Origin of the sequence: Ktedonobacter robiniae, from assembly GCF_016587375.1 — a bacterium.
GTDB lineage: Bacteria > Chloroflexota > Ktedonobacteria > Ktedonobacterales > Ktedonobacteraceae > Ktedonobacter > Ktedonobacter robiniae.
The window spans coordinates 2,496,873-2,518,092 of record NZ_BNJG01000002.1 but is presented as its reverse complement, the minus strand read 5'-3'; the positions used below and the strand labels follow the sequence as shown (position 1 = coordinate 2,518,092).

General features: G+C 54.8%; 19 protein-coding genes and 1 pseudogene. 10 read left to right on the top strand and 10 right to left on the bottom strand.

The window, feature by feature from the left end; all coding sequences use genetic code 11:
* Positions 1 to 206: 206 nt before the first annotated feature.
* The 5 genes from JMJ04_RS31725 to JMJ04_RS31705 all read left to right on the top strand — a co-directional run bounded on the left by JMJ04_RS31725 (position 207) and on the right by JMJ04_RS31705 (position 3,768).
* Complete coding sequence (locus JMJ04_RS31725) at positions 207 to 1,466, top strand: hypothetical protein (RefSeq protein ID WP_201374345.1); 1,260 nt, start codon at positions 207 to 209, stop codon at positions 1,464 to 1,466.
* Positions 1,442 to 1,852 (top strand): hypothetical protein, encoded by a 411-nt coding sequence (locus JMJ04_RS31720; RefSeq protein WP_201374344.1) that lies wholly within the window; start codon positions 1,442 to 1,444, stop codon positions 1,850 to 1,852. Before JMJ04_RS31725 ends, JMJ04_RS31720 begins: the two co-directional genes overlap by 25 nt.
* Positions 1,853 to 2,037: 185 nt before the next feature.
* The gene (locus JMJ04_RS31715) at positions 2,038 to 2,580 is read left to right on the top strand and encodes an NUDIX hydrolase (protein WP_201374343.1); all 543 of its coding nucleotides are present in this window, start codon (positions 2,038 to 2,040) and stop codon (positions 2,578 to 2,580) included.
* Positions 2,581 to 2,687: 107 nt separating this feature from the next.
* Positions 2,688 to 3,194 (top strand): SgcJ/EcaC family oxidoreductase, encoded by a 507-nt coding sequence (locus JMJ04_RS31710; protein ID WP_201374342.1) that lies wholly within the window; start codon positions 2,688 to 2,690, stop codon positions 3,192 to 3,194.
* Complete coding sequence (locus JMJ04_RS31705) at positions 3,169 to 3,768, top strand: GNAT family N-acetyltransferase (RefSeq protein ID WP_201374341.1); 600 nt, start codon at positions 3,169 to 3,171, stop codon at positions 3,766 to 3,768. The genes JMJ04_RS31710 and JMJ04_RS31705 overlap by 26 nt, the downstream gene beginning before the upstream one ends.
* Here the strand turns inward: JMJ04_RS31705 and JMJ04_RS31700 are convergent.
* Entirely contained in the window at positions 3,765 to 4,667 is a 903-nt protein-coding gene (locus JMJ04_RS31700; protein WP_201374340.1) for an NAD(P)-dependent oxidoreductase, read from the bottom strand. The two genes, JMJ04_RS31705 and JMJ04_RS31700, sit on opposite strands and share 4 nt — an antisense overlap.
* 123 nt (positions 4,668 to 4,790) lie before the next feature.
* Positions 4,791 to 5,738, bottom strand: a complete 948-nt coding sequence (locus tag JMJ04_RS31695) for an AraC family transcriptional regulator (protein ID WP_201374339.1) — start codon at positions 5,736 to 5,738, stop codon at positions 4,791 to 4,793.
* Between the two features lie 413 nt (positions 5,739 to 6,151).
* Between JMJ04_RS31695 and JMJ04_RS31690 the strand changes: the two genes are divergently transcribed.
* From JMJ04_RS31690 to JMJ04_RS31680, 3 genes are all read left to right on the top strand, one after another.
* Entirely contained in the window at positions 6,152 to 7,141 is a 990-nt protein-coding gene (locus tag JMJ04_RS31690) for an aldo/keto reductase (protein WP_201374338.1), read from the top strand.
* A gap of 353 nt (positions 7,142 to 7,494) precedes the next feature.
* Complete coding sequence (locus JMJ04_RS31685; protein WP_201374527.1) at positions 7,495 to 7,902, top strand: DUF2255 family protein; 408 nt, start codon at positions 7,495 to 7,497, stop codon at positions 7,900 to 7,902.
* 29 nt (positions 7,903 to 7,931) lie between these two features.
* A complete protein-coding gene (locus JMJ04_RS31680) occupies positions 7,932 to 8,915 on the top strand; it encodes an aldo/keto reductase (RefSeq protein ID WP_201374337.1) in 984 nt (327 codons plus the stop codon).
* A gap of 285 nt (positions 8,916 to 9,200) precedes the next feature.
* On the opposite strand, the gene JMJ04_RS31675 is transcribed toward JMJ04_RS31680, so the two are convergent.
* Positions 9,201 to 11,540 carry an RICIN domain-containing protein gene (locus JMJ04_RS31675; RefSeq protein ID WP_201374336.1) on the bottom strand — a complete coding sequence of 780 codons (2,340 nt, stop codon included), beginning with the start codon at positions 11,538 to 11,540 and terminating at the stop codon, positions 9,201 to 9,203.
* Between the two features lie 303 nt (positions 11,541 to 11,843).
* On the bottom strand, positions 11,844 to 13,022 hold the full coding sequence (locus tag JMJ04_RS31670) for an MFS transporter (protein WP_201374335.1): 1,179 nt from the start codon (positions 13,020 to 13,022) through the stop codon (positions 11,844 to 11,846).
* Positions 13,023 to 13,561: 539 nt separating this feature from the next.
* On the opposite strand from JMJ04_RS31670, the gene JMJ04_RS31665 reads away from it, so the two are divergent.
* Positions 13,562 to 14,371, top strand: coding sequence for a class I SAM-dependent methyltransferase (locus JMJ04_RS31665; RefSeq protein ID WP_201374334.1), 810 nt, complete (start codon positions 13,562 to 13,564; stop codon positions 14,369 to 14,371).
* A gap of 80 nt (positions 14,372 to 14,451) precedes the next feature.
* On the opposite strand, the gene JMJ04_RS31660 is transcribed toward JMJ04_RS31665, so the two are convergent.
* A complete protein-coding gene (locus JMJ04_RS31660) occupies positions 14,452 to 14,811 on the bottom strand; it encodes a hypothetical protein (protein WP_201374333.1) in 360 nt (119 codons plus the stop codon).
* 341 nt (positions 14,812 to 15,152) lie between these two features.
* On the opposite strand from JMJ04_RS31660, the gene JMJ04_RS31655 reads away from it, so the two are divergent.
* Complete coding sequence (locus tag JMJ04_RS31655) at positions 15,153 to 15,845, top strand: hypothetical protein (protein ID WP_201374332.1); 693 nt, start codon at positions 15,153 to 15,155, stop codon at positions 15,843 to 15,845.
* A gap of 12 nt (positions 15,846 to 15,857) precedes the next feature.
* Here the strand turns inward: JMJ04_RS31655 and JMJ04_RS31650 are convergent.
* From JMJ04_RS31650 to JMJ04_RS31630, 5 genes and pseudogenes are all read right to left on the bottom strand, one after another.
* Positions 15,858 to 16,645: pseudogene (locus JMJ04_RS31650) on the bottom strand (SDR family NAD(P)-dependent oxidoreductase).
* A 595-nt stretch (positions 16,646 to 17,240) separates the two neighbouring features.
* Positions 17,241 to 19,454 carry a xanthine dehydrogenase family protein molybdopterin-binding subunit gene (locus JMJ04_RS31645; RefSeq protein ID WP_201374331.1) on the bottom strand — a complete coding sequence of 738 codons (2,214 nt, stop codon included), beginning with the start codon at positions 19,452 to 19,454 and terminating at the stop codon, positions 17,241 to 17,243.
* Positions 19,451 to 20,434: an FAD binding domain-containing protein gene (locus tag JMJ04_RS31640; protein ID WP_201374330.1), complete on the bottom strand. Its 984-nt coding sequence runs from the start codon at positions 20,432 to 20,434 to the stop codon at positions 19,451 to 19,453. The genes JMJ04_RS31645 and JMJ04_RS31640 overlap by 4 nt, the downstream gene beginning before the upstream one ends.
* The gene (locus tag JMJ04_RS31635) at positions 20,421 to 20,933 is read right to left on the bottom strand and encodes a (2Fe-2S)-binding protein (protein ID WP_201374329.1); all 513 of its coding nucleotides are present in this window, start codon (positions 20,931 to 20,933) and stop codon (positions 20,421 to 20,423) included. Before JMJ04_RS31635 ends, JMJ04_RS31640 begins: the two co-directional genes overlap by 14 nt.
* 26 nt (positions 20,934 to 20,959) lie before the next feature.
* Positions 20,960 to 21,208 carry a MerR family transcriptional regulator gene (locus JMJ04_RS31630; protein ID WP_201374328.1) on the bottom strand — a complete coding sequence of 83 codons (249 nt, stop codon included), beginning with the start codon at positions 21,206 to 21,208 and terminating at the stop codon, positions 20,960 to 20,962.
* Between the last annotated feature and the right edge of the window lie 12 nt (positions 21,209 to 21,220).

Below are 21,220 nucleotides of genomic sequence, written 5' to 3'. Positions count from 1 at the left end.
GCTTTATGCTGTGATACCACTAAACAGGCATTACACCTTGGTCCGCGGCCGTACAATAGCATTCGAGGCAGGTCTTAACAATTACTACATTTTAGGCCTCATCCATCTATTTACTCTCAAGTAGGAATAAGTGTATACTCTACCAAGCCAATTTTTTGAGGAGTGGCGCCAGAGATCGTACCGCTCGCGATTGAAAGGACTCATCGATGCAGCACAACAAAGACCAGGAAGAGGGAAGCGCTCAGGACATAGAGGTGCTGATCGAGGCACTGAGAGATAAGGATAGTGGGGTACGCAAGCAAGCCTCAGAGGCTTTAAATCAGCTTGGCTGGCAGCCCGTGAATGAGACGCAATCTGCATTGCTGGCAATTGCCCAGCAGGACTGGGACAGAGTAGTCAGCTTAGGCTCGGCCGCAGTAGAATCGCTGATCGATGTGCTCGGGGACAGCGATTCTGATGTAAGCGAGTCCGCAACTAGAGTACTGGAGCAGATTGGTGATCGCCGAGGTGCAGACGCGATCCTCGAACATAGATTTTCAGATAACTCAGTGCAAGCGCCTCCCCCTCCTACTTTCTTTCTCTCGGAAATCTCCGATCCGCGAGGATCTATCCCTCCTAAAATAATTTTTGATCCCTATGCTCCTAGAACGCATTCAGGGGGGATGAGGCCTCCTCCGAAGCTAGAAAATTCTTCTGCCCTTCCCCTCAGAAAGTGGCTAGCGTTCATTATTGCAATCCCAATTCTTGTCCTCCTGGCCTCTATAGTTGCTACAATTGTCATAAAGACCACACGAGTTGAGCATTTACCACCTACTGCCGGCCTATGGGATGTACTCCTGTTTGTCTGTCAGATGATACTGTTAACAATCGCTGTCTGTTTCACGCCCACTTTTGTGGCGTTCTTCTTCTATAGAAGCGGGCGCATAGTATCTTTGCTTATAGAGATTGTTGCCTATATCGTCATCTTCCTGGGTTTTGCTTTCTGGTTTCTTGGTGCAAGTGCACTAGGCATCTGGCTCTTCTATGCAATTGCTTTGGTCCTCTTGATCGATATTGGCAGTCACTATATTGAGTGGTATAAGGATAATACGCTTAAGCGCATCAAAAATGCAGTATTATACCAGTCTATTGAAATTGATGTCAAAGCACTTGAAAAGATGAAGCATGATGAAGTAGCACTATATGTACCTGTTCCTGTTGGACTTGCCCTTGGCACGATTATAGGGCTGGTTCTCCGTCAGACTACCGTGCAAATACTTGCGCTTTGTCTGCAAATCGTTCTGTTGCTATCCTCCTTCGTCCTCCTCTATTTTCTCATCGTTGGTTTTCTGCGTATGGCTGATCCTCTGTTCAAAACAATTCCCAAATTCTTGCCAGCATTAACAAAATCCAGGCAGAAGGGCAGGGGAAAGCTAAGACCGCACAGGTATCACAAGAGACATTGGATCAACACTACATTGATTTAGCTTGTGATGTTAACGGATTACGTATGGTGTATAAGTATGATGCACTCCATAATACGATCTTGCTTGTCGCCTTTCTCCTCATTGTGATGAAGGTTTGGCTTTTTCCAATAGATATAAAGTGGCTGATTGTAAGCCTTCTCTTTGCCACACTGATATTTTGCGAACTTCCTTATGCTGTTGGTCAATATCTGCTTCACACAAAAATTTTGGCGCAGTATACAGGAGGAAAATATGTAGAAATGGAGAAAAAACTTCAGGAATATGCCCCTATATTTCCTCCCTGGGCCTTTCTAGGAGCGTTGTTGACTAGCGGCACCGCAGGGAGTATCCTCTATGCATTGCTCAACCAAATGATACAAAATACCTTTACTGACTTTCTCAAATAACAAATAATGTTAGCGTGTTAAAGAATGCGTTCTTGGTCGCTAAGGCACTGCGACTAAACAGGCATTTTCCTCCGCACCTATTTCTGCATCCAAATTGGGTCAGGGTGTGGTGCCGAGAATGACGAGAAATCCGACGAGAAATTATAATGGGGCTATACATAAAAGTATATAGCAGGGAGGCTCAGATGAGCATAGAATTGGCACAGGCACTTCAGAGCGCCACTCTTGTGGCAGAAGAGGACGCGTTATGGGGCGAGGGAACAATTCCTCTGAAAGTTATGAGCTATCTCAGCCAGGAACTGCCGCCCATGGAGCTAATTACCTCGGTTCGCGCGTTGGTAACGCGGGAAGATAAGGTGCTGGTCATCCGCGATCCCTTGAACCATCATCTCCTCCCCGGTGGACAGCGCCAGGATGGCGAGACTCTGATGCAGACCCTGCGACGTGAACTGCTGGAAGAGACTGGCTGGTCCCTGGCGAGCACGCGCCTGCTAGGTTTCAAGCACTTCCGCTATCTGGGTCCACGCCTGGAAACGTTTCGGACATATCCCGATTTCCTCCAGGTTATCTATCACGCCACTCCCGAGGTCTTTCATCCCGAGGCCCGCGAGCAGGATGGCTATGAACTAGAGGCCGTCTTCCGCCCACCAGTCGAACTGGCTACCCTGAAGCTCTCAACATCAGACAAGGCCTTCCTGAATGCTATATATGAACTCGAAAGCGCGTAGGTACTACTGGTGTACTGGCGCACACACCAATGTCAGTTCCGTTTTCGCGCTCCACATTTGGAAGCAGAAGAGAGGATATTTAGTATAAATTCCAGGAGGAAACCCATATGACTAAAAGAATGTTTCAAACACCAGACGAACAGGCCGCCAATGAGCGCGAAGTCAGAGAACTCTACAGCAAATTATTGGAGAGCTGGGATAAACACGATGCAAAAGCTTTCGCTGCACTCTTCAATGAAGATGGCGAGTCCATCGGCTTCGATGGAAGTCAGCTTATAGGGCAAGCAGAGATCTTCTCAACGCTAAAAACTATTTTTGACCATCATCCCACGCCACCCTACATCTACAAAATCAAAAATGTGCGTTTCTTACAGCCTGATATCGCCACCCTCCGCGCCATCGTTGGCATGGTCCCGCCTGGCAAGACTGAGATAGATCCCTCACTAAATTCTATTCAGACTATCGTTGCCACCAGGCACAATGGCAAGTGGCACATCGCCTCCCTTCAGAATACCCCGGCCCAACTGCATGGAAGACCCGAACTGGTCCAGCAGATGACAGAAGAACTGCGAGAAGTAAGCGCGCGCAATGACCACCAATCAAGGAACGTATAGCATAGGAGACCGGGCGGGTCTCCTATGGACATGGTGGAAGGGCGATGCACTGCCTGTCTTGCCACCACTGCCTGATTTTTCGGTGGAGAGAGCCGCAAATCTTGAGGAACTGGCGTTCATGATGGAGACGACTCAAGATGAAGTCTTGAAGCTGAGGCAAGTAGGCCATGAGCCTTATCTTGCGCGCATAGGTGCGCACGCCGTCGCCGTCGGGTGGTCCGCCACTGGCAAGGCAGCCTTTGGCGGTGGGCTTATCACCTTTCAGGTGCCACCACAGAACCGCTACCTCTACTACTTTATCACGCTTCCGGCGTGGCGGGGTCACGGCATTTATCCGCGTTTGCTTCAATATATCCTGCGCCATGAATGCGCCACAAATGAGCGCTTCTGGATCATTCACCAGGCAGCCAACCTGGCATCGCAACGTGGCATCGAACGCGCAGGCTTCCAGCTTACCAGCGCGGTCCACTTCTTAGACACCGGAGGCCTGGGACTGCTCACCACAAAAGAGAACAAAGAGCGAGCGCTGACTGGAGCAGCCCTCTTTGGCCTCCCACTTATCGAAAGTCGTTAATTATCTTGCTCGGGCTTGACCTGCTTCGGCAAGGCGGCTGCCAGAATCTCAGTCACCTCTTCCAGCGTCTGGCCGCACTGGCGTTGCTCCGGCTTCTCAAGGCCTAATTCGGTGCCTTCGACGAACTGATAAAGGGCTGCGGCCCCCTCCAGCATTTGTGGAGGAAGTCCCAGGTCCGCAAAGGTGCGTGCGATTTCTTGCATCTCACCCACCCAGCGATAGGCTTTGGGCGGCATGCCAGGTACCGAGCGCTTGATGGAGCGAAAGGCGGGCAAATCCTGTAATTCGCTAATCAGCGTGTCCTGTAGACCCAGGGCGCGACCGGCGGTCAGGGCTTCTGTCGCCAGAGCCGTCAGACCTTTCGTGACCGAGGCATAGCACATTTTGAGGCCAGACGCCTGGCCGCTCTGCGCGCCCACTACACGCACATCCAGGCCGTACTCGCTCAAGTGGACGATATCCGCCGCTCGCGTGCCAGAGACATATATATGCGGTCCCTCTTCGTCAGGCCGAGGCGGACCACCAATAATGCCTGCATCCACAAAGTCTGCTCCCGCCTCCGTCAATAACTGATCGAGAGCCAATGCTGTGCGCGGAGCAATGGCGTTACAATCTACAAAAAGTAGCTCGGTCTTCACATGGCGCAAGGTTGAGGCGATACGCTCTCCAAAAGTGTACGCGCTGGCTGGTGGCATGATCGAGAGCAGGATATCAGCCTCGCGCACAAGGGTCTCATCATCAGGAACATCCTGCATTCCAGCGGCCTGCGCCAGGGCCTGCGTTCGCGCACTACGCCCTCGCAGGCTGGTGATGACGTGCAGGCCATGCTGGTGAAGGACTGCGCCAATCGCATGCCCCATATCACCCGGACTCAGGATAGCAACAGTGCGAATCTCCACTTCTTCTCCTCGCTTCTAGACATCTCCAACAAGAACCCAAACCTGCCAGGCTGCTTTACACGGTCAGCCCCTCTGGGGCAGTGGTCTGTTGCGTGAGAACGATGGTCGGATGGGCCTTCTGGCTCACCCGCCTGCGCTTTGCAGAGCCCCTTCCCGCAGGCGTTGCACGTCGCGTATGGGTGGGACGCCAAAGAGGCTTTTGTACTCCCGATTGAAGTGGGAGGCATCCTGGTACCCCACGCGATAGGCGGCGCTCGCCGCGTCGAGGGCTTCGCTCAGCATCAGACGGCGGGCTTCCTGCAGCCGCAGCCGTTTCTGAAATTGTAAGGGGCTCATCGCGGTGACAGCCTTGAAATGGTGTTGCAAACTCGAGACGCTCATGCCCAGCTCTCGCGCCAGGGTCTCAATGCGAAGGGGCTGGTCGAAGTTTTGACGCAGTCGCTTGACCGCTGTAGCGATGTGGGGAGTGTAGCCTCCCTCCATCACCAGGTGACGGAGCCGAGCGCCTTGCTCTCCCATCAGGAGCCGATAGATAATCTCCCGTGTGATCAGCGGCATCAAGACCTGCGCTTCATCAGGGGAATCCAGGAGCCGGACGAGACGCACGAAGGCGTCGAGCAGGTTGCCATCCACCGGGCTGACATCAATAGCCCTCACCTCGGCATGCTCTCTGGGTAAGGAGCGAGAGGCTTCAACCATGACCGCGCTGACGAGGGAGGGAGCGAGTTCCAGGCGCACAGCGAGATAGGGCCGCTCCTTGGATGCTTCGAGGACCTGGCTGACGCGGGGCAGATCGACAGTGGTGAGCAAATAGCGTGAGGGGTCATAGAGGTAGCGGTTGTCACCCAGCAGGACCTCTTTGCTGCCCTGGGCAATCACGGCCACCGATGGCTCTACCACGCTGTGAACCCGCTTGAGAGGCACCGAGGCGCGGGAGAGATGAAGCCCTGTGAGCGGCTGAAGGGTCCCATCTTCGCGGATGGCCTGCGCAATGCGCCAAGCCAGTTCCTCGCGGTTGGCGCGCATACGTTGTGCCTCGCGTTGTGCCTGCTGACCATTGTTCATCTCCATAGGGACCTCTTCTTTCGTCATCGCTCATCGTGAAGATTTGCAGAAATTGCCAATCATTTTCCGCAATCATTCTATCACCCTGTGTGTGAGGGCATCTATAATACTCTCCAGACAAAGCACATGCCTCTAGACTTGTGCCGCGTAAGCTGGACTCTTCTGCAAGAAAAGACAACGCTGCACTGATATGTTGGTCTGTCGAGTCGTCATTGGCTTGTACAAAAATGCGGACATGCGTGTACATGCCCTTCGCCTATGACGCACATCGCAATTCAGGAACAGCTCTAAGGCAAGGTCGTTGACTGGATGGAACTGGTCAGCGACGAACAATACCTGGGCTGATCGTAAAGGCAAGAACGTTCCGATCTGGAACGCAAAGACAGAAGACAAGACAAATAAAAAGAGGAGGTCAGCAAATGCAGAAGCGCACACTTGGAAACAATAACCTGGAAGTCTCGGCCCTTGGGCTCGGTTGCATGAGAATGAGCCATGATGAAAGCCCGATTCCCGACAAGCAGGAGATGATCCGACTTCTCCGGTCGGCAGTCGAACGCGGCATTACCTTTTTCGACACCGCCCAGGTCTACGGCCCGTTCACCAATGAAGAACTGGTGGGCGAAGCGCTTGCTCCCTTGCGCGAGCAGGTGGTGATCGCCACCAAATTCGGCTTCAAATTGGGTCCCACTGGGGAGCTGCTGGGCAAGGATTGGCGGCCAGAGCATATCAAGCAGGGCGCTGAGGGCTCGCTCAAGCGACTCAGGGTCGAGACCATCGATCTGTTCTATCAGCACCGTGTGGACCCGGACGTGCCCATCGAGGATGTGGCGGGAGTGGTGAAGGAACTGATTGAGGAAGGGAAGGTGAAACACTTCGGCCTTTCTGAAGCGGGAGCGCAAACGATCCGTCGCGCTCACGCGGTCCAGCCAGTCACGGCAGTTCAGAGCGAATACTCGCTGTGGTGGAGAACCGTTGAGGAGGAAGTGCTGCCTGCATGCGAGGAACTCGGTATCGGCTTCGTTCCATACAGCCCCCTGGGCAGGGGCTATCTCACGGGAAAGATCGACGAAAACACGGCCTTCGCCAGTGTTGATATCCGCAGCCGCCTCCCTCGCTATACGCCGGAGGCGCGGAAAGCAAACCGGGCGGTCATTGATCTGCTGGCCAGGATCGGAGAACAAAAGGGAGCAACACCGGCTCAGATCGCGCTCGCTTGGCTGCTCGCTCAGAAGCCGTGGATCGTTCCCATACCGGGCTCCCGCAAGCTCGAGCGCCTAGATGAGAATATCGGCGCACTTGCCGTCGAACTTAAGCCCGACGATCTGCGGGAGATCAAAAGTGCCATTTCAAAGATCACGATCCAGGGAGCCCGGTATCCCGAACATCTAGAGCGAATGACCGGTCTCTGAGCAAAAAAAAGGTGGTAGAGTCATTACGAAAGCTGCAATATTCAAGGGAAAGGGCACTATTGAGCATGGCGAGCGACCAGGCCCTACCATCAAAGAGCCGACTGACGCTGTCGTTCGCGTCGTGCTGGCATGCGTCAGTGGTTCTGACCTCTGGTACTTTCGTGGGGCCCGGCACCAGCGCGAACCTACATTCCTGAGCTTCTTGATGATGTTTTAGAAAACCACATCAATTCTGGACGTGTTTTTGACTTCACGACTGACCTGGATGGCATCGCGCAAGCCTACGCTGCCATGGACGCACGCCGTGCGATCAAGTCACTGGTCAAAGTAGGAACGGTCTAACCAGGTCAGGAATAGCGCATCAATGTATCAAGAGAATACGAGGGAGGCTCTGCAATGACCTCGAACGAATTGGAGCGGCATATGAACTACAACTTGCATCCTTGAAGAAGGATGGCACGCTGCGAAAGCCCGTCACGATCTGGGTCGTTCGCGTTGGTGATGATCTGTACGTGCGATCCTACCCTGGCCACGAAGGCGCCTGGTTCCGTCAAATACAACGGCGACACGAGGGACGCATTTCAGCTGGCGGGGTGACGAAGGACGTGACGTTTGTGGATGTCAGCGATGATGAGGAGCTCAATAACGAGATCGATGCCGCCTTTCAATCGAAGTACAAGAGATACAGCTCAACGTATTTTGGCCCTATGATCGCCCCGCAAGCGCGTGCAACAACACTAAAGCTGGTGCCATCTGCGTAAAGAAGCAGAAGGAAAGAAAGGAAGATCACATGGAATACACGAAGCTAGGAAACACCGGAATGGATGTGTCTCGAATCTGCCTCGGTTGCATGGGGTTCGGGGACGCGGAACGTTGGACTCACAAATGGGTGCTTAACGAAGAAAACAGCCGACCGATCATCAAGAAAGCCCTAGAGCTGGGGATCAATTTCTTCGATACCGCCAACGTCTATTCCATTGGGAAGAGTGAGGAGATCCTCGGACGCGCTTTGAAGGACTTCGCGAATTGGGACGAGATCGTCATCGCCACCAAGGTACATGGCAAAATGCATGACGGACCGAATGGCGCCGGGCTATCGCGCAAGGCAATTTTGAGCGAGATCGACAAAAGCCTGAAGCGGCTTGGGACGGATTACGTGGACCTCTACCAGATCCATCGCTGGGATTACCAAACCCCAATCGAGGAGACAATGGAAGCGCTGCATGACGTGGTGAGGTCTGGCAAGGCCCGATATATCGGTGCCTCCGCCATGTTCGCATGGCAGTTCCAGAAGGCGCTGCACGTCGCCGAGAAGCATGGGTGGACCCGCTTCGTCTCGATGCAGGATCACCTGAACCTCATCTACCGCGAAGAGGAGCGGGAGATGCTGCCGCTCTGCCGCGAGGAGAAGATCGGGGTGATCCCGTATAGTCCACTCGCATCCGGGAGATTGACGCGTGACTGGTCTTCGGAAAGCACGCTTCGTTCCGAAACCGATCAAATCGCGAAAAGCAAGTACGATGCGACAGCCGAAACCGATCGACAGGTCGTGAAGCGGGTCGCGGAAATCGCGGAAAAGCATGAGGTTCCGCGCGTTCATATCGCGCTTGCCTGGCTGTTACAGAAGAAGCCGGTGACGGCGCCTATCATCGGGGCAACGAAGATCACTCATCTGGAAGATGCTGTCGGCGCTCTGTCCGTGAAACTGACTCAGGAAGAGGTCACATACCTGGAAGAGTCGTATGTGCCCCATCCCATCGTCGGTCATCAATAAGATGACAGCCGTCAAATGAACCTATGCCGCGGACCGGCTAACTAGGCCCGGCGGAGTTGGCAGGCCACCCACCAAGCAGCAGTGTAATCTATTAGCCGGGCAGTATGCGGGAGAACGAGCGCTAGGGCCGCTCTCGCATTCACCCAATTTAGGAGGACCAGGAGACGTGGTTTTCCACGTCTCCTGGTCCTCCCTCAAACGACGGTATCTCAGAGGACGAACCTAATAGCAGGAAGGGCTGTGTCCTCACAAGGGAAGAAGCGTTACCCCTCTGAACCTATTTACTCAGACAGACAGCACCTGCCACTGCTGGTTAGCACCGCCATTATATGTATACTGGATGACTGAGCCGCCATTGCTGGTGGATTGGGCACTTACATCGAGCACCTTACCGCTGTTGCGGTTGACGATCTTGACATACCCTCCACCAACATCTACCAGTTGCCATTGCTGATTGGTCCCGCCGCTGTCCGTGTACTGGATGACTGATGCACCATCAGCGGTAGAGCCTTGAGAGACATCTACGAGCTTGCCGCTATTGCGACTCACGATCTTGACATAACCGCCACCAGCATCCACCAGTTGCCATTGCTGATTAGCACCGCCCCAGTAATCCCACTGCTCCAATAGCGCACTATCACTGGTGGATTGACCAGTCACGTCGAGAGCCTTCCCACTATTGCGGTTCACAATCTTCACGTAACCAGTGGCCACGGGATCTATCTCTACACGATCAAGCGCGGGCCAGACATTCGTGCTCTGGGGATTTTTACGCCCGGTCACGCTCAATTTGAAAGTGTGAGTACCAGAGCTCAGCGCGGGACTTTCCCAGAGGAACTGGTTGCCAGCTCGCTGGGCTGCGTAGAAATCGACTTCATGGGTTGGCCCATTATCGATAGAGACCAGGCCAATTCCCTCATTGGTATCCTTGACACCATAGAGGCGGATGCGCGAGCCAGTAAATTGCAGGCTGACAGAGTCGCCGGCCTGTCCATCCCAGCTATCACTGCCATTATAGAGATTGCTGCCACAATTGGTACAATGCCCCCAACCGCTTCCTTGATAATTGAACTGGTTGGTCCCACTGCCCTGAACGGAGTCGTCAACCTCGGTCACAGCGTTTGTGCCAGTATAGCTCACGTTAGGAATGACAAACGTTGTGATCGATTGGCCAGGGAGCGATGCGGTAAACGACTTGTTTGAGATACTCATATTCGCCAGTTGAGCCAGGTTCGCGCTCGCCGTTGTCTGATAGGGGGTCGCAGTTCCACCTACACTGGTGAAATTTGAGAGGTTGTACGTAACAGCATTGCTACTGGAGCCGCTATTGGTAGCTACAAGCACAAGGGTATGCGATCCAGCATCATAGGCACTGAACGTGCTACCATCACTATTACCTATCATCTTATACCCGGGACGAATAAACTTGGTATAGTTCCCAAAACCATAGTAGCGCGATGGGTAGATGATATTGCCATTGCTGTCTGTACTGGCCAGGCCCCAGAGATCATCGTTGGCACCAGCATTGCCAGATCCTCCGGCCCCAAAGTAATTGTCGGCCGCCTGCCAGATTACCCACGCCGCTGGATGCAGGTGTTGCTCATCATCCAGGATATGCTGGGACAGAGTAATAGCTGAGGCGATCTGACTTCCCTGCGAGCCCGCGCCCCATTCTGACATCCACAGGCGCTTGTTGCCGCCCTGCCCAATGGTGCTATAGGCATAATCCCGGTCGCTATCGCTGCCACCATAGGTATGCGTATTGTATTGTACGACGTAGCCTTTGGCCGTGCTATCGTAAGCATTGTAGTCCGTGTTTGACCGGTTCACCGCCGTATCATCAGGAGCCGAGACCACCGAGTAGGCCGAGACGCCAGTCGTGTCAAGCCTGGCACCAACTTTCTTGACGATTGTATTCTGGGTAGCGGTGGAGACATTGGTGCCTTCCTGGTCGCCCTGATAATTCCAGTAACCAGGAGTTGGCTCGTTAAATGGCTCAAGCGTCTGGAGCGTCAGCCCCCAGCTATCATGAAAGTGCTGAGCAATCGTCGCCAGGTAGCTGGCATAATCATCATAGTGCGCGCTACTCAGATTCTCGGCATTGCCGCTCGCTCCCGAGGTGCAACTATTCGTAAGCATCCAGGCAGGAGGAGAGTTCACAAATCCTTCGAAGAGATTGGCACCTCGATTCTGAGCGGCCTGGAGGACCCAGCGTTGGTTCGCATCCTGCGTCCAATCATAGGTACCGGCAGATAGCTCATAGGTAGGGATATTGGTATAAATCCCTGCTTTGCCTGAAGCAATAGAGTTATGACAGACATTGCCTGGACCATCCGCCCCAAAATTGTAGCGTAAGACATTGAGGCCAATACCCTTATTGGGATCAAAGAGAGCATCGGCCAGGGCATTGCGCTGGCTATCGCTCAAGCCACCTGCCCAGTTAGCCCACCAGGCCATGCTAGAACCCCAACCTTGAAGGGTTTGATACTGCTGAGAAGGATTAATAGTGACGGTAGAGGCCGCATGGGCCACGTCAAAGGGTCCCTCCGCCAGGAAGGCAAACAGGACAAACATACAAAGTGCGATGAGACGAGGAGCAAAGTGAAGACTAAAACGACGAAGCATAAGAGGGTCCTCCTTGAGACACAGACACCTTCATAGTGTCTTCTCACGCTTTTCAGGGATGGTAGTCAAATAACTACCATCCCCGGTCACCGATGACCATTTGACGCCTTTAGAATGAACGGTTCCAGGAGCAGTTCATTCTTGCATAGGAGAGGGGGTTACTAGATAATACTCTTTATCATAGTAGCATACTTTTAAGAAGTTTGTAGCTACTGACCGACGCTGCTAAAGCACACGTCTACATATGAAGGCAAGATCGACTCCGTACCTTTATATGTAGACGTGTGCTCCCCAGCAGCAGCGTCAGGCCACTTCTGCAACCTCACGCTCCTGCTGGGGAGCACGTGCGAGCGTGGGAGCCAGCAATACAATGACCAGGCCGAGAAGCGCCAACAGGCCAAGCGCATAAGGCAGGGATATGAGTTCCGCGATCTGGCCAATCACAGGAGGACCAACCAGTGAACCGGTGTAGGACATTGTCGCCACGGCGGCCAGGGCGAGGCCAGGAGCCAGGTTAGGCGTACGGCTCGCGGTGCTAAAGACAAGCGGAGCCATGCAGGCAAGCCCTGCTCCCACACAGGCAAAGCCCACAAGCGCAAGAATGGGCTGTTGGAAAAGCAGAGCCAGGCCCAGACCCAGAGCTGCCAGCAGGCCACCCAGACGCACATGGGGCACTGATCCGATACGTTTTGTAATAGAATCACCCAACAGACGCGCAACAGTCATAGCGAGCGAGTAAACGGCAAAAGCCAGCGCGGCCAATCCCGCACTGGTACCCAGCGAGCGATGTAGGTAGACACCGCTCCAATCCGCCATCGCGCCTTCACTCATAAAGGAGCAGAAGCCAATGATGCCTAGCCCCAGCAAGGCCTTTGTTGGGCGTGCGAAGACTGGCGTTTTCTCACTGGGCTTGGCTGTAGTTGGCAAGAGCCAGCGACTGGCAAGCAAGACCACCAGAAGGAGCAGCCCAGAGACAAGCAAGAAATGGAACAAAGGCATAATATTGAGCCAGGCCATGAGGCTGCCACCACTGGCCCCAACCAGGGCGCCAACGCTCCAGAGCCCATGAAAAGATGACATAATTGGTCTGTGATAGCTCTCTTCCAAAGAGGCGGCCTGGGCATTCATCGACACATCCATGACACTATTGCCCATACCTAACAGCATGAGTGAGAGCCATAAGAGTGGCAGGTTAGGCGCGAGAGACGGAAGCACCAGACTACAACAGCACACAATAGCCGCAATGGTCGTAGTCAAACGACTCCCCAGGTGAACAATGAGCCATCCCACGTAGGAAAAGGCCACGAGCGACCCCACCGCCAACCCCCAGAGGGCAATACCCAGCGGGCCTGGATCTAACTGCAACTGCTGTTGTATCGTAGGAATGCGCGCCGCCCAGCTTGCCAGGAGCATCCCATTGGCGAAAAACATAAGAGAAATAGCATAACGTGCCGTTCGCAACGCCATCGGCTGTGTGGACAAAAGACGACTCCTTCGTATTGGTAATGGCCTCCCTTTCCGCAGAGCAAGAAGCCAGGGACTTCTGGCAACTGTACCACGCGAACCTGCCCTATTTCAAGAGTATGCTCGCCCGACCTCTTGTTTTTCAAGCAAGCACTATGTTATACTACACCCCATAAAAGATTGTTTCGTTAGTAAAGGGGAGATGTCCATCGTGGGAAACACATGCTGCAGGCCAAGAAGAAGCGCATCTGCTGTTAAGAGCCTGTAGTGATTGAACATCAACATCTCCAATCACGTTCCTCTTCTCTTTTTCCTCACATCGCTTGACACTTTCCAGCGAAGGAGAGCGGGGCCAGGCTCAGCAGCCGATAGAGCTGTCTGAGGTGGTACGCTATTCGCTTGGGTCGACACACATCTCGTCTCTACGCACACCGCTTCCACCATCTGCCTGATAGCTCTTCCCCCGTTTCTCCCGACCCGTAGCACCGTGCTCTAACCTCGTGGTTACATCTATCTTCTTTTGCGAAACCCAGGTTTCAAGCGAAAGGAAAAGAGCGGTGCGATATAGACAAACAACAGCCAGAGGCACATCACCTGGACAGAGAATAAGAACTAGTTGGGATGCACATACAGAATGGTATGATGGCTGGGTCGGCAAGGATGGCAGCACACTGCATCGTGAGCTGGCGATCCCCGCCACGCTGGAATTGCTGGACCCCCAGCGTGGTGAGCGTATCCTGGATATTGGCGCGGGCCAGGGCGTCCTGGCACCTCATATCACACACACGGGTGCCTCCTATGTCGGCATTGATGCCAGCGCAAGGCTACTCCAGCGCGCCCGCGCCCATCATGGACGCATAGGCACCTTCCTGCAAGGAGATGCCAGTCGCCTTGATCTGATTTCAGAGATAGAACAAGCAACATTTGATGGCATAGTCTTTCTGCTCAGTATTCAGGATATGGACCCTCTGAGTTCAGTATTAGAGGGGGCAGCCTGGGCATTACGCGGCGGTGGGAGACTTGTAATTGTGATGATTCACCCCTGTTTTCGTGTGCCGCGTCAAAGTGGCTGGGGCTGGCAGAAGGAACGCCAACTACAATATCGGCGCATTGATCGCTATCTGACCCCGCTGGCCGTTCCCATGAAGGAATATGCCAATGGGCGCCAGGGGCAGAGCCTCTGCTTTCATCGCCCCTTGCAACAGTACATTAATGATCTCGCCTCCAGTGGGCTCGTGCTTGACCAGATGCGCGAGCTATGTACCTATAGGACATCCAGTGGACCACACGCCAGGGCAGAGAACAGGGCCTACCAGGAAATTCCCCTGTTTATGGGCCTACGCGCCCGTAAGCTTCCATCAAGATAATACCCATTAGTGATACACAGGATCAAGATATGAAGGCAGGTTGGCGAAGCCAACCTGCCTTCATATCTTGATCCCTCTATTTAAAGCGCAGCTCCATGCAGGAGCAGGCGCATAGGATACTCCTCACCTGAACCAGAGAGACGGTTGTAGCGAAACTCAAGGAACTGTCCGCAGAAGCTTGCCAGCACCTCGACCGTTCCTGTCGCCAGAAATAAGCTCTCGCTTAATATTGGCGCGTCCGTTCCCAAAAGCCTGACGCTCACATCTGCCGTAAGCTGCAAGGTAACACGTTCTACCTGCGCTTCAGCGATGATTCGCTCTTCCTGTAACTGAGAAAGTAGCGTTGAAGGCGCGACCTGGGCCAGAGAGCGCGGCAAGGCTTGCAGCGCTTCGGCTGATACAGAGGATGTCTGTGGCTGGAGAGGCGACGAAAAAGACATGCAAAACCTCACTTTTACATACTACACCGACCCGAGAGACAGTGAAAAATCTTGGAAAATCTAAAGTTAGGAGACTGGAAAGCTCCCCACCTTATATAACCTCTTCACACGCGAATTACTTCCCGCTTGCCTTCTGAACCAGAAATTGAATAGAAATAACATCAGCGAAGAACAACTAGCCCGGCGCTACTGACATACGCGCCGGGCTTTTGGTTTATCCTTCCTTATTGTACAAGATACGTCAAGAATATACATCCGCCCTTTGGACAATGTTTTTGCACAAATACTTATGTATACTCTCAACAAACGCTATAGACAGCTAGCTTGGGAGGAAATATCTGATGCCAACACAAAGCGACATTGCGCAAGCGCTCTCACATGTTCTATGGATTGCCGGTTCCCCCTGCTCAGGAAAATCCACGATCAGCCATACCATCACCCGGATCTATGTCTTCCTCGATTATCATGTCGACGCGTTTGCAAGTCATCATTTTGCGCGACGTATAGCCGCTGGCGACGTTGAGGCGCAGAAGTTTCTAAGTATGAGCATAGACCAGCGCTGGATACAGCGCCCAGTTGAAGAAGTGTTTCAGGAAACCATTGAATCATGGACCAGGAACTTTGCGCTGGTCATCGAAGATCTCCTGGCTCTGCCCAGAGAGAACTTTATTGTCGCCGAGGGGAACTTCTTTCCAGAGTGCGTCGCCCCCTATCTCTCCAGTCCCCAGCAAGCGATCTGGCTGGTTCCCACTGCTACCTTCTGCGACCAGGCTCGACGCCGCAAGCAGGCTGAACTGGTCAGGCGCCAGAAACGGCATGGCGTCTATAACGAAGGCAGCAACCCCGAGCAACGCCTGCGCAACCTCATCACCCGCGACTGCCAGCTTGCTCGCTATGTCAAGCAGCAGGCGGAAACCCTCTCGCTTTCAGTCGTTGAGGTAGACGGAAGCCACCCCAGCGAGGAAATGACGGAACTGGTCGAGAGACACTTCGACCCATATCTCATCGAATACTTTAGGCGAACAAAAGAGTAGCCAATCCGAAACTTAGAAAACACTGCGTACCAGGCCTCCTTCCGCGCGTAGCGCAGCTCCATCGACGACCCCAGCAAGTGGGCTACAGATCAGGGTGACCAGCGCCGCCACTTCTTCAGGCTGAATCAGGCGCTCGATCAAAGAGGTAGGGCGATTCTCCTGCATAAATTTGCGCTCGGCCACCTCTGGCTTTTCGCCAGGGAACAGTGATTGAATAAATTCACTAACACCCTCGGTCCTCGTTGGACCCGGCAAAACGCTATTAACCGTCACATTTGTGCCTTTGGCGATCTCGGCCAGGCTACGAGCGATTGCTAACTGCATGGTCTTGGTTGCGCTATAGTGAGCCATCTCGGGCGCGGGCGAGACGCCAGACTCGCTGGATATAAAGACAATGCGCCCCAGCGTTTCTCCATCATACGCTTGAGATAGTGGCGACAGAGGCGGACTCCGCTCATAATATTTATATCAAAGATCTTCTGCCACTGCTCATCACTGGTCTCAAAGAAGTCCGACGCCTCAAAGATTCCCAAGTTGTTTACCAGAATATCGACCTCTGGCTGTTCTTGAATAGCCTGCTGACAGCCTTCGTTCGTACCTAAATCAGCCACGATGGTCGCAAACCGTCCCTGTGGAATACTGGCCTGAAGCTCCTGCAAGGACTTCTGTACATTTTGCGCTGAGCGTCCATTAAGAATAACAAAGGCCCCTTCGCGGGCGAGAGCGACTGCGATAGCCTTGCCGATCCCCATTGACGAACCCGTCACAAGCGCCTTTTTGTCTTTCAACTGTAAATCCATCACCTGGCTCCAATCTCTCTATATGTACGGACTATGTTCAGTATACAAGCGTCAGGAACGGCCCATGACAGCGTTTACGAAGCACTTGCGCCTATGTAACTAACGCCTTTTTCAGGGTAGCACCTCCATTGTGCCAGACCTGGGGAGTGATCCCGTTTCCTCATGCTTTAGAGTAAAAAAATCCAAGGTGGACTTCTATTTCTACCTCCTTAGAGTAATTGAGAGAGGGGAAAACGGAGAGACTCCGTCTTTGACTCCTTCAAGCCCTTCGAGAACTGCGATACGTTGGCCCTTGAGTATGAACCGAGCGGGAAACAATGTTAGAGTTGTTTCCCGCTCGGTTCATACTCAAGGGCCGTGACTCACAGCATGCAGCTGGACCTCTACTCTCCTCACCATCGCCGAAATCTGACCTCTTCTCTTTTATCCTTTAAGAGCACTCCAGAGCGCCACGCTTTTCTTCTCCCAGCTTGTGATACTGGGCAGGAGGCATGCCCGTTTCTCGCTTGAAAGCTTTGCGGATGATCTGGTTGTAAATGAGATCGCTCTGCGAATTTTGTCATTTACAAGCCCTCGGCCCTTGTTCTCTCAACTTCTATAAAAGGTTGTCCATGGTAATCGGCAGGTCGCGCACACGGCGGCCTGTGGCATGGTAGATAGCGTTGGCGATGGCCGGCGCAATACCGACGATGGCGACTTCGCCGACGCCCTTGACGCCGAGCGGATTGAGTTCCAGGTCGGGCTCTTCGACAAAGAGCACTTCGAGCGGGGGAATATCCGCGTGGACCGGGATGGCGTAGTCGGCAAAGTTGGCGTTGACGATGCGGCCTGTTGTCTCGTCCATGCGGGTCTGTTCCAGCAGGGCCATGCCAATGCCGCCAACGGTACCACCGATAACCTGACTGCGCGCAGTTTTCGGGTTGAGAATACGGCCAGCCGCGATGACCGAGAGCACTCTACTCACACGAATCCTGCCCAGCTCGGCGTCTACGCGCACCTCGACAAATTTCGCTCCGAAGATGCCCGTGCCAAACCGCTGGGCCTCGTCGCCAGGGGCAGCTCGGCCTGTGGACTCAAGCAGATCCAGGCCATGGCGTTGGAGAATGGCGGTATAGCTCTCGCGGCGTGTGGGATCGCTTTTGAGCGCGATATATCCGTCTCCGGTCAGTATCATCTTCCGGCTTGCCCCGCACAATGGCGAATACTCGTCTTCCTGAACGAGCGCGAGTGTCTGTTCCAGCAGCGTGGCAGCGGTCGCGTGGACCGCCGAGCCGGCGCTGGCGGCGAGCATAGAGCCGCCCTGGTTGGGCGAGACGGGAGAGTTGCTGTCGCCCAGCTCGCAGCGAATCCTTGCCAGGGGCAGGCCGAGTGCATCCGAGGCAATCTGAGCCAGAATGGTAGCGGTGCCGGGGCCGATGTCGGTCGCGCTGGTCTGGATCAGCACGCTGCCATCGGCCAGCAAGCGCACACGGGCTTCTGCCGGCTGGCGATTGTAGGGATAGTAGCTGCCAGACACGCCCCAGCCGATCAGTTCATGACCGTCGCGCAGAGAGCGCGGAGCGCGTGGGCGACGTTCCCAGCCAAAGGCTTGAGCGCCCAGTTCAAAGCATTCGCGCAGCTTCCGGCTTGACCACGGTTGGCCGCTCTGGGGATGGACCGGCGTGTCATTGCGCAGGCGCAGTTCAAGCGGATCAATGTCCAGGGCGTACGCCAGTTCGTCCAACGCGCTTTCAAGCGCGAAAAGGCCGGTCGATTCACCAGGGCCACGCATCCAGGTGGGTACAGCGACGTTGAGACGCACCTGACGATAGGCGGTGCGCAGGTGAGGGCTGGCGTAAAGCAGAGCGGTCGCGCGCGTCAGGCCTTCGCGAAAGTCGTCATTCATTGCCACTGGCTCGGTGCCCTCGTGGATTGTAGCGAGAAGCTGGCCCTTGCGGGTCGCGCCGAGGGCTACACGCTGTACACTGCGCGGACGGTAGCCAGTGGTTGTGTACATCTGCTCGCGGGTGAGCACCAGTTTGACCGGGCGGCCTACCTGACGGGCCGAGATAGCGGCCAGAACCACGTGTGGCCAGGGGCGCAGTCCGCTGCCGAACGCGCCGCCGATGAAGGGAGCCAGCACACGTACATGCGTTATCTCCAGGCCGAGCATCATTGCCAATTGAGCGCGGGTATTGTAGACTCCCTGCGTCGAATCGTGGAGCGTTAACGTCTCACCGTCCCAACTGGCGATAGTCGCAGCCGGCGCCAGCGGATTGTGGTGCTGTGTCGGGGTAGTGTAAGTTGCTTCCACGCGTACCGGAGCCCTGGCTAGAGCAGCTTCGGGCTCGCCACGCACTACGTCGGGAAAAGCGTTGTCGAGCACCTGCGCGTGCGGATCATCGAGTCGGAGCAGCGGCGTTTCCTCCTGGTAATCGACCGTGATCAAAGTCGCGGCAAAAGTGGCTTGCTCAAGCGTTTCTGCTACTACCACAGCGATATGCTGGCCATGATAAGAGATGTGTTGGGCTTGGAGAGGCGGCGGCGGCGCTGACCCCACCACAAAGCTGGGGGGGCTGGAGTGCAAGCGCGGCGCGTTGAGATGCGTCAGCACCGCGAGCACACCTGGAGCGGCTTCCGCCGCAGCTGTCTCGACCGTTTTAATGCTACCGCGCGCGATGGTGCTCTGCACAATAACCGCATGCGCCATGCGCTCAAAGGGAAATTCCGCGGGATAGCGGGCCTGGCCTGTTACCTTGAGCAGCCCATCGACGCGGTCAACCGGCTGGCCTACGCTGGGCGAGGAGGTTTGTGGAGCGCTTTGAGTCATGCGATGCCTCCTACCATGGTCAGGGCGCGTATCAGTGTACGCCGGGTGAGTTCAATCTTGAACGCGTTATCGCGTTGGGGGATAGCCCCTGTCAGGGCCGCTTCCGCGGCGGCGGCGCAGGTTTCTCTGGCGAGAGGCGCATTCTGGAGCAGTGCTTCCGCGGCGCGTACCCGCCAGGGGATTGTTCCCACTCCACCCAGCGCGATCCGCGCCGCGCGGATAGTTGAACCGTCCAGTTCCAGAGCCACAGCGGCTGAAACCAGGGCGAACTCGTAGGAGGCGCGATCGCGCACCTTGAGATAGGTCGAGCGAGAGGCATTGAACGTCGTCGGAATTTCCAGCGCGGCAATCAGCTCACCGGGTTTGAGAACATGTTCACGTTCTGGCGTTGTGCCAGGCAGGAGATAAAAATGGGCCAGCGGAATGCGCCGCGAGCCGTTTGGTCCGTGCACTTCCAGCGCAGCATCCAACGAGATCAGGGCCACGGCGAGATCAGAGCCGTGGGTTGCGATACAGTTCTCGCTGGTACCGAAAATGGCGTGCACGCGGTTTTCGCCAACCAGCGCGGCACAGCCGGAGCCAGGCATGCGTTTATTGCAGGCAAAGACGGGATCGCGGAAGTAGGAGCAGCGCGTGCGCTGGAGCAGATTGCCGCCGAGCGTTGCCATATTGCGTAGTTGTTGTGACGCGCTGGCCAGCAGCGCTTGCGTGATAAGCGGATAGCGCTCGCGGAGCAGCGCGTTATGCACCGCCTCGCTCATGGTAGTCAGCGCGCCAATCAATATCGCGTCTTCGGTGACTTCAATACCCCGCAGAGGGAGGTGTGTAATATCTACCAGCAGATTGGGATGGAGCACATCATCCTTCATCAGGTCCAGCAGCGTCGTGCCGCCAGCGATGTACGCTGCCCCGGGGTGGGCTGTCAGGTGCGCAATGGCGCCCGCCTCGTTTTCGGCGCGCCAGTAGCTAAAAGGCTGCATCTTTTTCCCCCTCTACCACGCTCCAGATCGCGGCCACAATATTGGAGTAAGCGCCACAGCGGCAGAGATTGCCACTCATAAACTCGCGGATCTCTTCCTGAGAAGTCGTGTGCCCCTCGTTGAGCAGAGCCACGGCGGACATAATCTGTCCCGAAGTACAATAGCCGCACTGAAAGCCATCGTGAGCGATAAAGGCTGCCTGCATGGGGTGAAGCTCTTCTCCATTGGCCAGGCCTTCAATCGTCGTAATCTCTCGCCCGTCGCACATCGAGGCGAGGGTGAGGCAGGAGAGAATACGCTGGTTATCGGCCAGGACCGTGCAAGCGCCGCAGGCTCCGTGGTCACAGCCCTTTTTTGTGCCCGTCAGTCCAAGATGTTCGCGCAGCGCGTCAAGCAGTGTCACGCGTGTATCCAGGAGCAGCGCGTGCTTTGTGCCATTGACACGCAACGTCACAGCAATCAGTTGAGCATCTAGGGAGGTCTCTGTGGAAGTAGCCATAATATCTTTTCCTATAGATTCTATCGTTAAATAACGGTATCCGTGGGTTCATCTTGAAGTGTCGCGTAGACCTGGGCGACTGCCGCGTTATTGCGTTCTTCAACCTCGCGCATGTGCGTGATCTTCCGTCGCAGCGCGGCCATATGCTGCTCTAACTTGTGCATATGTTCTTCCAGAACGTGTTGGTGTTCTTCCAGGATCAACCGGCGCTCGGTCGCAGTGGCATCACCCTGGCGACGCAGCGCTGCAAAATGAATCATCTGCGCCAGCGGCATATCCGTCTCGCA

Coding starts and splice junctions, on each gene's coding strand:
- JMJ04_RS31725 (WP_201374345.1), top strand. CDS start 207: ATGCAGCACAACAAAGACCAGGAAGAGGGAAGCGCTCAGGACATAGAG.
- JMJ04_RS31715 (WP_201374343.1), top strand. CDS start 2,038: ATGAGCATAGAATTGGCACAGGCACTTCAGAGCGCCACTCTTGTGGCA.
- JMJ04_RS31710 (WP_201374342.1), top strand. CDS start 2,688: ATGACTAAAAGAATGTTTCAAACACCAGACGAACAGGCCGCCAATGAG.
- JMJ04_RS31705 (WP_201374341.1), top strand. CDS start 3,169: ATGACCACCAATCAAGGAACGTATAGCATAGGAGACCGGGCGGGTCTC.
- JMJ04_RS31695 (WP_201374339.1), bottom strand. CDS start 5,738: ATGGAGATGAACAATGGTCAGCAGGCACAACGCGAGGCACAACGTATG.
- JMJ04_RS31690 (WP_201374338.1), top strand. CDS start 6,152: ATGCAGAAGCGCACACTTGGAAACAATAACCTGGAAGTCTCGGCCCTT.
- JMJ04_RS31680 (WP_201374337.1), top strand. CDS start 7,932: ATGGAATACACGAAGCTAGGAAACACCGGAATGGATGTGTCTCGAATC.
- JMJ04_RS31675 (WP_201374336.1), bottom strand. CDS start 11,540: ATGCTTCGTCGTTTTAGTCTTCACTTTGCTCCTCGTCTCATCGCACTT.
- JMJ04_RS31660 (WP_201374333.1), bottom strand. CDS start 14,811: ATGTCTTTTTCGTCGCCTCTCCAGCCACAGACATCCTCTGTATCAGCC.
- JMJ04_RS31655 (WP_201374332.1), top strand. CDS start 15,153: ATGCCAACACAAAGCGACATTGCGCAAGCGCTCTCACATGTTCTATGG.
- JMJ04_RS31645 (WP_201374331.1), bottom strand. CDS start 19,454: ATGACTCAAAGCGCTCCACAAACCTCCTCGCCCAGCGTAGGCCAGCCG.
- JMJ04_RS31640 (WP_201374330.1), bottom strand. CDS start 20,434: ATGCAGCCTTTTAGCTACTGGCGCGCCGAAAACGAGGCGGGCGCCATT.
- JMJ04_RS31635 (WP_201374329.1), bottom strand. CDS start 20,933: ATGGCTACTTCCACAGAGACCTCCCTAGATGCTCAACTGATTGCTGTG.
- JMJ04_RS31630 (WP_201374328.1), bottom strand. CDS start 21,208: ATGCCGCTGGCGCAGATGATTCATTTTGCAGCGCTGCGTCGCCAGGGT.